Source organism: Stenotrophomonas sp. YJH_SMC_33 (assembly GCF_059372295.1).
This window is the reverse complement of the sequence record NZ_JCAFVJ010000003.1, coordinates 274,235-286,510: the sequence shown is the minus strand read 5'-3', so window position 1 is coordinate 286,510 and position 12,276 is coordinate 274,235. Positions and strand designations below refer to the sequence as shown.

At 66.0% G+C, this 12,276-nt stretch carries 7 protein-coding genes; 1 reads left to right on the top strand and 6 read right to left on the bottom strand.

Features of this window, described 5'->3' with window-relative positions; translation table 11 throughout:
- Positions 1 to 29 precede the first annotated feature (29 nt).
- The gene (locus AC5P9W_RS08020; protein ID WP_111097841.1) at positions 30 to 3,317 is read left to right on the top strand and encodes an Rne/Rng family ribonuclease; all 3,288 of its coding nucleotides are present in this window, start codon (positions 30 to 32) and stop codon (positions 3,315 to 3,317) included.
- A gap of 112 nt (positions 3,318 to 3,429) precedes the next feature.
- Here the strand turns inward: AC5P9W_RS08020 and AC5P9W_RS08015 are convergent, their stop codons facing one another.
- From AC5P9W_RS08015 to AC5P9W_RS07990, 6 genes are read right to left on the bottom strand one after another with little or no spacing between them, the layout of a single operon-like run.
- Positions 3,430 to 4,317, bottom strand: a complete 888-nt coding sequence (locus tag AC5P9W_RS08015; RefSeq protein WP_019660456.1) for an endonuclease/exonuclease/phosphatase family protein — start codon at positions 4,315 to 4,317, stop codon at positions 3,430 to 3,432.
- A gap of 2 nt (positions 4,318 to 4,319) precedes the next feature.
- Positions 4,320 to 7,487, bottom strand: coding sequence for a discoidin domain-containing protein (locus AC5P9W_RS08010; protein ID WP_111097842.1), 3,168 nt, complete (start codon positions 7,485 to 7,487; stop codon positions 4,320 to 4,322).
- A complete protein-coding gene (locus tag AC5P9W_RS08005; protein WP_111097843.1) occupies positions 7,484 to 8,320 on the bottom strand; it encodes a carbohydrate ABC transporter permease in 837 nt (278 codons plus the stop codon). Before AC5P9W_RS08005 ends, AC5P9W_RS08010 begins: the two co-directional genes overlap by 4 nt.
- On the bottom strand, positions 8,317 to 9,198 hold the full coding sequence (locus tag AC5P9W_RS08000; protein WP_111102864.1) for a carbohydrate ABC transporter permease: 882 nt from the start codon (positions 9,196 to 9,198) through the stop codon (positions 8,317 to 8,319). The genes AC5P9W_RS08005 and AC5P9W_RS08000 overlap by 4 nt, the downstream gene beginning before the upstream one ends.
- Positions 9,195 to 10,571, bottom strand: coding sequence for a sugar ABC transporter substrate-binding protein (locus tag AC5P9W_RS07995; protein WP_194445152.1), 1,377 nt, complete (start codon positions 10,569 to 10,571; stop codon positions 9,195 to 9,197). Before AC5P9W_RS07995 ends, AC5P9W_RS08000 begins: the two co-directional genes overlap by 4 nt.
- Positions 10,540 to 12,144: a glucoamylase family protein gene (locus AC5P9W_RS07990; protein ID WP_495219027.1), complete on the bottom strand. Its 1,605-nt coding sequence runs from the start codon at positions 12,142 to 12,144 to the stop codon at positions 10,540 to 10,542. The genes AC5P9W_RS07995 and AC5P9W_RS07990 overlap by 32 nt, the downstream gene beginning before the upstream one ends.
- Positions 12,145 to 12,276: the final 132 nt, after the last annotated feature.

Sequence of the window (12,276 nt, the reverse complement as noted above, 5' to 3'; positions counted from 1 at the left end):
CGCGGTAGCCGCTTGCGAGGAACGCAACAATGAAGCGAATGCTGATCAACGCAACGCAGGCTGAAGAGCTGCGTGTTGCCATCGTGGATGGCCAGTCGTTGTATGACATCGACATCGAGCAGCCGTCGAAGGAACAGAAGAAGTCCAACATCTACAAGGGCCGGATCTTCCGCATCGAGCCCTCGCTGGAAGCGGCCTTCGTCGAATACGGCGGTGGCCGCCATGGCTTCCTGCCGTTGAAGGAAATCTCCCGCGACTACTTCCAGGCCGGCGTCGACCACAACAAGGCCGGCATCCGCGAACTGCTGAAGGAAGGCCAGGAGATCGTCGTCCAGGTCGACAAGGAAGAGCGTGGCAACAAGGGCGCCGCCCTGACCACGTTCATCTCGCTGGCCGGCCGCTACATGGTGCTGATGCCGAACTCGCCCAGCGCCGGTGGTGTGTCCCGCCGCATCGAGGGCGAAGACCGGGCCGCGCTGAAGGACGCGCTGGACAAGCTGAACATTCCCGACGACATGGGCGTGATCATCCGTACCGCCGGCGTCGGCCGCGATGCGGAAGAACTGCAGTGGGACCTGGACTACCTGCTCAACGTCTGGCGCGCCATTGCCGAAGCCGCGCTGAGCAAGCCCGCTCCGTTCCTGATCTACCAGGAATCGCGCCTGATCGTGCGCGCCCTGCGTGACTACCTGCGCGCCGACATCGGCGAGATCCTGGTGGACACCGAGGAGATGTACGAGCACGCCCGCGAGTTCATGCAGCAGGTGATGCCGCAGACCCTGCGCAAGCTCAAGCACTACAAGGACGACATCCCACTGTTCAACCGCTTCCAGATCGAGTCGCAGATCGAAGGTGCATACGAGCGCAACGTGCGCCTGCCGTCGGGCGGCTCGATCGTGGTCGACCAGACCGAAGCACTGACCGCGGTCGACGTGAACTCCTCGCGCGCCACCAAGGGCAGCGACATCGAGGACACCGCGTTCCAGACGAACCTGGAAGCGGCCGAGGAAGTGGCCCGCCAGCTGCGCCTGCGCGACCTGGGTGGCCTGGTGGTCATCGATTTCATCGACATGGCCTCCAACAAGCACCAGCGCGAGGTCGAGAACCGCTTGGCCAACGCGCTGAAGTACGACCGGGCCCGCGTCCAGGTCGGCCGCATCTCGCGCTTCGGCCTGCTGGAAATGAGCCGCCAGCGCCTGCGCCCGAGCCTGGGCGAGTCCAGCCAGATCGTCTGCCCGCGCTGTGACGGCCACGGCCGCATGCGCAGCGTCGAGTCGCTGTCGCTGTCGATCATCCGCGTCGCCGAAGAGCATGCGATGAAGGAGAACACCGGGCAGGTGCTGGTGCAGGCCCCCGTGGAGATCGCCAATTACCTGCTGAACGAGAAGCGCAGCGCCCTGCGCGAGATCGAGCAGCGCCACGAGGCGCCGATCGTGATCGTGGCCGACGAGCAGCTGCATACCCCGCACTACACCGTCACCCGCCTGCGCGAGAACGAGTTGGGTGAAGAAAGCAGCAAGCCCAGCTACCAGCGGGGCACCCCGCGCAAGCTGCCGGTGCACGCGCTGACCAAGGGCCAGCTGAACATCCCGCCGCCGGCGGTGACCCAGGTCAAGCACACCTCGCCCGCCCCGGTTCGCGAGGAAGTTGAGCCGGCCAAGGCAGCCCCGGCCCCGGTCGCGGTCGCACCGACGGCCCCGGCCCCCAGCGGCGGCGTGATCGGCTGGCTCAAGCGCGTGTTCGGTGGCGAGCCGGCCCCGGCGCCGGCGCCGGCCGCTCCGGCGGCGCGTCAGTCGCAGGACGGTGGCCGCAAGGACCGCAACAAGGATCGCAACAAGGACCGCAAGGACCGTCGCGACGACAGTCGTGGCAATGGCAACGCGCAGCAGCAGAAGGATGGCGGCAACCGCAAGGACCGCAGCGAGCAGCGCAAGGACGGCCGCAACGGCAACAACGGCAATGCGCAGCAGCAGCCGCAGCAGGGCAAGCAGAAGGAGCCGCAGCACAAGGATGGCCAGCAGCAGCCGCAGCAGCAGAACAAGCCGCGCAACGAGCAGCAGGGCCAGAACCAGAACCAGCAGCCGAAGCTGAAGCAGCCCAAGCAGCCGCGCCCGCAGCAGCAGGACGGTGACAAGCCGGCCGAGAAGCCGCAGCGCAATGCCGCCGAAGCAGCTGCCGAAGCCGTGACCGCAGCGGCAGCCGTAGCCGCTACGGCCGTCGCCGCCAACGGGGTGAACGCGCTGGAAGCCACCGCGCCGGTGACGCCGGTTGCTCCGGCACCCGCCGCTCCGGTGGAAGCCGCTGCGTCGGCCGACACCGCTGCCAACGCTGGCAGCGCGGCCGAGGTGACTGCGGTTGCCGGCGAGGAGGCTGCAACCGACACCAATGGCGAGCAGGCAGGCGAAGGCGCAACCCGCCGTCGTCGTGGCCGTCGTGGTGGCCGTCGCCGTCGTCGCGGTGGCACCGAGAATGCCGTCGGCAGCGACGCCCTGGGCGATGACCAGGACGATGGTGATGACGGTGAAGATACCGACGGCGCCGAGCCGAGCGTCAACAACACCGCCGGAACCGCTCCGGTTGCTGCGGTGCAGCCGGTCCGTTCGCAGCCGGAGTTCGACTTCGATGACGAAGTCGAGCCGATCGCCATCGAAGCCGGGAAGCCGGCCCGCGCTGCCGCCGCTGCGGTTTCCGCACCGGTTGCGGTGGTGAGCAGCGCCGTGGTCGAAGTCGCCGCCCCCGTCGCGGCTGAAGCGCAGGCGCCGGCCGAGGCTGCTGCGAAAACTGAAACGGTGTCCTCGCCGGTGCAGACCAGCATGCTCGATGCCATCGACGCTGCGACCCCGGTTCAGCCGGTCGCCGACGCCACTCCGGTGGTGGACGCTGCCGCGCCGGTGATCGAAGCAAAGCCGGTTGTGGCTGAAACGACCGCAGTGGCTGAAGCCGCTCCGGTGATCGAAACGAGGCCGGTCGCGGTCGAGGCCGCGCCGGTCGTGGAATCGAAGCCGCAGGTGGTTGAAGCAACCCCGGTGGTTGAAACCAAGCCGGTGGCCAGTGAGAGTGGCCCGGTGGTGGAGGCCGCCCCGGCCGTTGAAGCCACGCCGGTCGTCGAGACTGCGCCGATCGTGGAACAGCCGGTCGCGCCGGTGGCGGTGGAAGCCGCGCCGATCGAGGCCGCTGCCCCGGTCGCCGAAGCCGTGGTGACGCCATCGGTCGATCCGGTCGCCGATGGCCATGCCGACGCCGCAGCGCAGGCTGCAGAAGCCAGGGCCGATGAAGAAGACGAAGAGGCCGCCAAGCGCACGCCTCCGTCGAACTGATCTTGATAGCGTGAAAACGAAACGGCGGGGATCAATGATCCCCGCCGTTTTTGTTTGTGCGTCGGGCCGAACCGTGCCCACCAAGGTTGGCACCTACCCAAGCGTGCCTGCGTCAGGGTTTCGGCGCGAACTGCAGGCGGGTCCACACGCCGTAGTGGTCCGAGGCCCAGCGACCGCTGTCGTCGGGCTGGTCGAACAGGATCTTCGCCTCGCGTGCGACCATCTCGTCCTGCTGGAAGAAGATGTGGTCGATCCGCGACGGCGCCTGGTAATAGTGACGGTTGAGCGTACTGACCGCGGACAGATCGGTGTTGACATGCACGCTGCCGTAGCTGTCGCCGTAGTGGCTGCGCAGCTCGCTCAGGTCGCCGGCATCCACCAGTGCATTGAAGTCGCCAGCGATCACCACCGGTGCACCGGCCGAGGTTGCAGTGATGAAGCGCAGCAGGTCTTCGACCTGGGTGCGACGGATGCGCTGCCCGTTCTCGTCGCTGCGCTCGTTCAGATGCGTGGCGTAGATGTTTACCGGCGTGCCGTCGACGTCGATGCGCAGGTGGGCCACGGTGCGGTAGTCGTCCAGCGGCTGCAGCAGATGATCGCCCTGAGCGAGGATCGGCCGCCGGGTCAGCAGCGCATTGCCGTAGCGCTTGGGTGCCGCGACCGGATCGGTGGACACGAACACATACCTGTAGCCGAGTTGGCCGGCCAGCCATTGCGCCTGGTTTCGCACGTTGCGGCGCTGGATCACTTCCTGCAGGGCAACCGCATCCGGCTGCAGGCGCTTGAGCTCGGCCAGGATGGTGCGGCGCCGGCTCGGCCAGTCTTCGCGGTCGTGGTGCAGGTTGAAGGTGACCATGCTCATGCCCGGCGCGCTGGCAACGTCGGGCGCCACAGTCGTGCCAGCCGGTTCAGCCGCCATCATCACGCCCGGCAATGCCATTGCAATGGCCAGCCCCAGGGCGCGCACCGACGTGCGCACCTTCGCCCGCTGCTGCTTCATCGTTACTGTCCCTTGCGCTCGGCGCGGCGCACTGCGCTCGGCACGTCGATCTCGATCCGCGCCGGCAGCTGGTGCACGTGCAGTTCTCTGTTGACCCACTGGGCCGCTTCACCGTTGATGCTCGCCTCGCCCGGGTCGCCGGCATACGGCCACGGCAGCACCACACCACCGACCGGCGGCACCAGGCCCGGTTGCACCTCCAGCACCAGCTGCTTGTCGCTGCGCTGCAGGCGGTAGTTCAACTGCCCCTGCGGCGTGCGCAGGCCCTGCACGGCAATGCCCTCGCCCTGCAGCCACGCGGTCGGCACGCCGGCGGCCAGTACCAGCGCATCGTCCAGATCACGGTTGTAAGCGAACATGTCCAGCGCAGAGCGCACGAAGTCCGAAGCCACCCAGGCGTGCGGCAGGTCACCGACGAAGAACGGCTTGCGCGGCGTGCGCGAGACCACTTCGGCCCACTGGTTCCAGGCCTGTGGCGCGCGGTCCCTGAAGAAGAACTCGGTGGCCTGCCAGGCGCGGTCGCGCCAGCCCAGGCGCACGAACGCTGCCACGTTGCGCCATTCGTACGGGGTGTAATCCTTCCACTCGCGCTTGCCATCGCGACGGGCAACGAACTCGTTCCAGTAGCGCTCGAAGGTCGCCTGCAGCGCCTGCTGCGGCAGCCGGCCCTGCTCGCCGCCGGGGGCAAGCGCGATCGTGGTGGAGGTCGCGTCGAAGTCGCCCAGCTCGGCCGAGCCCGGCAGGTAATCGATCTTGTGCTGCTGCATCGCCGACAGCAGCGAGGCCTGCAGGTCAGCACGGAACTGGTCGCGCGATTCGGCGATCTGCATCGCCTCGACCTTGCCCAGCTGGGTCGCCAGCAGCGCCGCGTCCTTGTAGCCGCGCAGCGCCCAGAAGTTGTCCCAGTAGGAATGCATCGGCTTGGCCGAATAGCCTTCATGGCTGATCGAGGCCGGCATCATCCCGTAGAACGCCGGGTTGCGCGCGCGGTTTTCCTCGGTGCGCTCGCTGGCGCGCAGCTGCTCCATGTAGTGGTAGGCGCCCTGCACGTGCGGCCACATCAGCTCGGTGAACGTGCTGTCGCCGGTGTAGCGCCCATACTCGGCGATGCTGTAGATCAACTCGCCATGGCTGTCGTTCTCCGGCACCGGGTCGCTGCCGCGCGCGTCGACGCAGCACGGCACCTTGCCGTTTTCGAACTGGTACGGCGCATACCAGTTGATGTAATCGCGCACCGCATCACTGCGCCCCATGCGCAGCAGGCCCTCGGAGATCATCGCGCCGTCGCGGATCCAGCTGCGCGCATACGACCGCGTGCCCGGCTGCAGGCGCGGTCCGACACGCGAGATCAGCATGTGCGCCACCGCCGTGCGCAGGGTGTCGACCAGTGGCTGGCCTGCAGCAGGCACCTGCAGCGAAACCACGCCCAGCTTCTTCCGCCATTGCTCGGCCACCTGCGCCTGCGCCTTGGCCACATCCAGCGCCTGCGGCGCCCAGCCACCGGTCTGTGGCAGCACCACCGCCACCTCACGGTTCTGCCCGGGCTCCAGCCTGATCGTGTACACCAGCGCACCCGACGCCATGCCGGTGCTGTCCTTCACCGCCGTGGTCGCCGGGTACGTGCCGCTTTCCAGATGCATCGCATCGAGCTTGCCATCGAACGTACTGGCAAAGCGCGCGTCCGGTACCTGCAGCGGATAGATCCGCGGCTCACCGTTGACCCGAACCAGCTGCTCACCTACATCCAGGGCATCAATCCGGCTGAAGCCTCCGACGGTATTAAGGAACTGGGTGGGCGGATTGACCTGCCACGGCCGTATCGCCAGTGCCAGGGTGTATTCGTGCGCGACCTTGTCCGGATTGCTCAGCCGGTAGCGGCCGATCAGCTGCGCACGCTCGGGCGTGCCCTGCACGAAACCGGTCACCGAGAGTCCGGCCTTCTCATGCACCCAGTCGACGGTGGCGATCGGCAGGTAGTGATCCTGCAGCGACTGAGTGATAGCCACTTTCGACCAGTCCAGCAGCTTGCCGTCCAGGCGGATGAACGGCTCGATGCTGAAGCTGCCCTTGGCCGGCTCCAGCGCGCCATCTTCGCTGATCAGCGCCTGCTCCTGGCCACCATCGAGGCCGAGCAGGGTCCAGTAGGGCTGTTCGCCCACATACGCGCGCGGCAACGAACCGCGCGGCAGATCGGCGGCTACCGAGGACAGGAAGGCATTGGGCGTGGCGGCGAACGCCAGCGGCTTGAGTGCGATGTCACGGATGCCGTAGCGCCAGTTCGGGCCATCGCGCAGATCGAAACGCACGTAGCGCGCGTCGGTATCCGGCAGGGCAAGCCAGTCGCGGCCACCGGCACCGCTGGTCACTTCGCGCACGATGCGCCAATCCCGGCCATCCTCGGACGTCCGCACGGTGTAGCGATTGGCTTCCAGGTTCGGCAGCCAATCGATCACGACACCGCCGATCTCGCGGCTCTTGTGCAGGTCCAGGCTGATGGTCTGCTGCTTGACGCCACCGCTGATCCAGAACGTGTCGCTCTTGCCGTCGATCATGCGGTCCTGCAGCGCGGTGGCGGTATCGGCAATCACCGACGGCACCAGCGCCGAATCATCCTGCGGTGGCAGCCCCTGCAGGGTCAGCCTGTCGAAGCATACGGTGCCGCGGCCGCCGACCTTGCTGTAGATCGTGAACTCGACGGCGGCGCTGCGCGCCATCTCCTTCTCGGGCGAGGGACCCCACGCCTTGTCGATCTGGCGGCGGCGGTACTCGACCGGCGTCCAGCCCTTGGGGAAACTGTAGCCGGGACGATTGACCCACCAGACGTTGTCACCGCTGGCATCGATCAACTTGAACTGCAGGTCGTTGCCCGGTGAATCACCGCGCAACTGGAAGCCGAAACGGTAATTGACCGGGTATTCGATGTTCAGCGCGCGGCGGATGCCGACGTAGCCGGAGACATCGTGGAAGTCATAGTCCAGGCACAGCGCGCGGCCGCCGCCAGCGCCACTGACCGGGCGCAGCGAACCGCTGACCTGGTCGGACAGCACCAGCTTCCAGGCCGCGACGTCGTCGAAGTCGTCCAGCACCTTCGGTGCCGGCAGCGCCGGTGGCGCGGCGATCGCCAGGGAGGTCCACAGCAGGCCCAGTCCAACGGCGATCGCTCGCTTCATCCCTTGACGCTCCCCAGCAACAGACCTTGGATGTAGTACCGCTGCAGCACCAGGAACAGCGCCAGCACCGGGACCACGGTGACCACCGCGCCGGCCATCATCATTTCCACGTCCATGATGTGCTCGCGCGAGAGGGTGGCCAGCGCCACCGGCAAAGTGTAGTGCTCCTGATCGGTCAACACGATCAGCGGCCACATGAAATCGTTCCATGCGCCCATGAAGGTGAAGATCGCCAGGGTCACCAGCACCGGCTTGAGCATCGGCAGCACGATCTGGAAGAAGATGCGCAGCTCCCCTGCCCCGTCGATACGGGCCGCTTCCAGCAATTCGTCCGGAATCGAACGCGCGTACTGGCGCACCAGGAAGATGCCGAACACGCTGGCCAGCGCCGGCACGATCACGCCGCCGAAGCTGTTGACCAGGCCCAGCTGCTTCATCAGCAGGAACAGCGGCAGCATCGCCACCTGCGCTGGAATCACCAGCGCCGCCATCAGCACCTGGAACAGGCGCTCGCGGCCGACGAAGTTGAGCTTGGCGAACGCATAGCCGGCCATGGTGTTGAGCAACAGCGAGCCAAAGGTGATCGCCAGCGAGACGAGCAGGCTGTTGGCGAAGTTGCCGCCCATGCCAGTGCGCGCGAACAGCTCATGGTAGTTGTGCGTGGTGATGCTCGAAGGCAGCAGCGGCGGCGGGAAATGGCTGGCCTCGCCCTGCGGCATGAACGAGACCGAGAGCATCCACAACAGCGGTGCCAGGCTGACCAGGGCCAGCACCAACAATGCACCATTGATCAACCACGGGTACCAGCGCGACTGGCCGATTTCACGACTCATACCAACTGCCTCTTGCGGCCGAAACGCAGCATCACGGTGGTCACCGCCAGGATGATCAGGAACAGCAGGAACGCCACGGCGGAGGCGCGTCCCAGGTTCCACCACTTGAAGCCTTCCTCGAACATGAAATACAGCACGCTGACGGTGCTCTGCAGTGGGTCGCCGCGGGTCATGACATACGGCTCGGCGAACAGCTGGAAGTAGCCGGACACGGTAATCACGCCGACCACCAGCAGCACCGGGCCGAGCATCGGCAGGGTGATGTGCAGGAACTGCTTCCAGCGCGAGGCGCCGTCGATGCGCGCAGCCTCGTAAAGGTCATGCGGGATCGCCTGCAGGCCGGCCAGGAAGATCACCATGTTGTAGCCGAAGTTCTTCCACACCGCGAACAGCATGATGGTCGGCATCGCCCAGTTGGGATCGCCCAGCCAGTCGATCGGGCTGATGCCCAGGTGGCCCAGGCTGTAGTTCACCAGGCCGTAGCTGGTGTGGAACAGGTAACGCCAGATCACCGCCACCGCCACCAGCGTGGTCACCACCGGCGCGAACAGCGCGGTGCGGAACAGCGCCTTGAAGCGCGCGGCCGGCGCGTTGAGCAGCATCGCCGCGCCCAGCGACACGCCGATCGACAATGGCACCCCGATCAGCACGAAGTAGGTGGTGTTCCACAGCGACTTCCAGAACATCGGTGTCTGCAGCAGGTCGATGTAGTTGCCGAGGCCGACAAACCGCAGGTTGCTGCTGTCAGCCAGGGCATACAGGTCGAAGTCGGTCACGCTCAGCGCCAGCGCCGAAGCCACCGGCAGGCCGAAGAACACGCCCAGCACGATCAACGAGGGCCCGGCGAAGATCCAGCCGGCAAGCGAAGTACGTTTCATTGCGCGCTCCCGGCGGCTACGGCACTGCTGGACTGCGACGACGGTGCGCGCTGCTGCAGGCGTTGTTGTTCATGCATCCAGCGGCGCTTGGCCAGCACCTTGTCCACGCGCTGGTCCAGTTCTTCCACGGCCTTGTCCTGCGGCAGGCCACCGCGCACCACCTTCTCGGTGACGATGCGCATTTCCTGCACGATGCGCTCCCATTCGAGCACCTTCGGCGTCGGCTTGACCCGCTCCAGCTGGTCACGGAATGCCGCTGCCAGCGGATCGTTGGCCAGCGACGGTGCGTTCCAGGTACTGCGGCGCGGCGGCAGATCGCCGATGATCGAATGGAAACGCGCCTGGATCTGCGGCCGCGACAGGAACTCGATCAGCTTCCACGACGCTTCCTTCTGCTGCGACTTGCGGAAGATCACCAGGCTGGTGCCACCGGCGATGCCGGCGCCGGGGCCGTCCGGACCCGGTAGCGCCGCGGTGCCCCACTGCCCTTCCAGTTCCTTTGGCTGCAGCTTCTTGAACTCGCGGATGTTCCAGGGGCCGGAGATGTAGAACACGTTGAAGCCGCGGAAGAACTCGTCCCAGACGTTGGAGATCTGCGTCTCGGACATCTTCGGCGCCCAGCCCTGCTCGAACATGTTGGCGTAGAAGGCCAGTGTGCGGCGGAACCCCGGGCTGGCGAAATTGCCGCGGGTGTCATCGTCGCGCAGCAGCGGATCGGGTTGCTGCAGTGCCAAGGACAACTGCTGCTCGAACTCATTGATCGGCATCAGCACCGCATAGCGGTTCGGACCCTGCATGCGCTTGATCGCCGCCATCTGCTCGTCCCACTCGGCCCAGGTACGCGGCGGGTGGTCGTAGCCGGCCTTGGCCAGCAGGTCCTTGCGGTAGTAGATCAGGCGTGTATCGACGTACCACGGCACGCCCACCAGCTCGCCGTGGATCACGTTGGTATCCCAGATGCCCTGGAAGTAGTCCTTTTCATCAACGACCGCCGAGTGATCGACGAACGGCTGCAGCGGTGTCAGCGCATCGAGCTCGGCGAACTCGGGCACCCAGGTGTTTCCGAGCTGGCAGACATCCGGCAGGCCATCGGCAGCGAACGCGGTCAGCAGTTTCTCGTGCGCTGCCGTCCACGGGATGTTCTGCACATCCACCTTGATGCCGGGGTTCTCGGCCTCGAACTCGTGGATCAGCTCGCTGACCACCTCGGCTTCGCGACCCATCGCCCAGAAGCGCACGGTGGTGGTTCCAGGCTCGGTGCGGGCGCAGCCGGCCACGGCCAAAGCGGCCAGGGCGGGCAGCGCCCAGCGGCGCAGGCGGTCGATCCAGTTCGGCACCGGGTTACTTCCCCTGCCCTGTGTTGCGGTTGGCATTGTTTTTCTGTTCCTGCGCGGCAGCCGCGCGTGATTCGGCGATACCCACCGCGCGTGCCGCCGCGGCCTTTTCGTCCTTCTGCAGCTCCAGCGGCTGGAACGCGCCTTCCGGCGCCAGCCAGCCACCGCTGAACCCTGCCCGCTCCAGTCCCTTGCGGATGTAGGGGTTCTTCTTCATCACCTCCCACACGAAATCGTTGCGGTAGTTGGCGATCATGGTCAGGATCGGTCCTTGGTCGATGGCGATGTAATCGCTGGCGACCCAGCCGCGATCCGGCACCAGGCGGCCGGTCTTGATAGGGATGTCGTAGTTGAAGCTGGGGTTGAATGAATCCAGGAAGCCGTAGCTGGAATAGATGTAGTCGCCGTAGCGCTTGTGCATTTCCAGCGTGGCCGGGATCACCTGCTCCGGCGCAAACACCACCGAGGCGATCGCAGCAGTCGGGGCGATGGTGCCGTCATCGAAATTCTCGCGCAGCCCAGCGCCGCGCGAGGAGTAATGGCGGAACTGGCGCTGCTCGCCGCGGTACTCCTGCGTGGTGTTCTGCGGGCCATCGCTGGCGGTCAGGCCCCACACATTCTCGCCATACTCCTTCCACTGCATCGGGTTGGCGATGGCGTATTCGCGCTGGGCCAGCGCAGCCGAGCGGCTGTTGAGGAAATAAGTGCTGCCGCGCTCGCGCATGTATGCGTCCTGGATATCGCGGAAGTCGATCCAGACGTGGCTGTACTGGTGGCCGAACAGCGGGCCGAAGGACAGGTATTCCTGGCCCTGGTAAACACCCCAGTCGTTGTCGTAGGTGCGCGTCCACACCGTCCACGCATCCGGGCTGACCGGGTGCGTGGGCGACCCCAGGGCAAGGATGTAGACCATCATCGCCTCGTTGTAGCCCATCCAGTCGTGGTCGATGAAGCCGCTCTCGGGGAACCAGCCCATCGAGATCAGCGGCGCGCGCTGCTGCAGCCACGGCCAGTCCACCTTCTTGTACAAGGTGTCGGCGATCTGGCGGATCTCCTTCTCGCGCGGATCATCGCCGTCGTAGTACGACTGCGCGAACAGCACGCCCATCATCAGCAGTGCGGTATCCACCGAGGACAGTTCGACCCAGCTGTCGTAGCGACGGCCTTCCTGCATGTCCAGGAAGTGGTAGTAGAAGCCCTTGTAGCCGGCCTTGCCGGTGCGCTGCGGGCCCATCGGCACATCGCGGAAGAACTTCAGCGTGGTCAGCGTGCGGTCGATGGCCTGGTTGCGGCTGACCCAGCCGTTTTCTATGCCGATCGGATAGGCAGTCAACGCGAAACCGACCGAGGCGATGCTGGCGAACGGCCGTGACGGGTAGCGGTCCGGGGTCAGGCCGTTCACTTCGTTGGTGGTGTCCCAGAAGAACTGGAAGGTGCGGCGCTCGATATCATCGAACAGCGGCGGCAGCTCCGGTTTCATCGGCCGCGGCGGTGCGTCGGCCTCGATCAGGATCACCGGCGGGCGGGGCTTGGCAGATTCCTGCTGGGCCGGCTGGCAGGCGGCCACGGCCAGGCTCAGCGCTGCGGCGGACAACAGATGGCGTGCCTGCATGGCGCGGTTCCTCCGGTGGTCTGATCGATGGGAAAGCATAACGTCCAATGATCTGAAATCGTTTACAAGGTGCGCTCTTAAAAAACCACGAAAAACGTGGCTTGACACCGCGATCATTGCCCACGCCGCTGC

Coding starts and splice junctions, on each gene's coding strand:
- AC5P9W_RS08020 (WP_111097841.1), top strand. CDS start 30: ATGAAGCGAATGCTGATCAACGCAACGCAGGCTGAAGAGCTGCGTGTT.
- AC5P9W_RS08015 (WP_019660456.1), bottom strand. CDS start 4,317: ATGAAGCAGCAGCGGGCGAAGGTGCGCACGTCGGTGCGCGCCCTGGGG.
- AC5P9W_RS08010 (WP_111097842.1), bottom strand. CDS start 7,487: ATGAAGCGAGCGATCGCCGTTGGACTGGGCCTGCTGTGGACCTCCCTG.
- AC5P9W_RS08005 (WP_111097843.1), bottom strand. CDS start 8,320: ATGAGTCGTGAAATCGGCCAGTCGCGCTGGTACCCGTGGTTGATCAAT.
- AC5P9W_RS08000 (WP_111102864.1), bottom strand. CDS start 9,198: ATGAAACGTACTTCGCTTGCCGGCTGGATCTTCGCCGGGCCCTCGTTG.
- AC5P9W_RS07995 (WP_194445152.1), bottom strand. CDS start 10,571: ATGCCAACCGCAACACAGGGCAGGGGAAGTAACCCGGTGCCGAACTGG.
- AC5P9W_RS07990 (WP_495219027.1), bottom strand. CDS start 12,144: ATGCAGGCACGCCATCTGTTGTCCGCCGCAGCGCTGAGCCTGGCCGTG.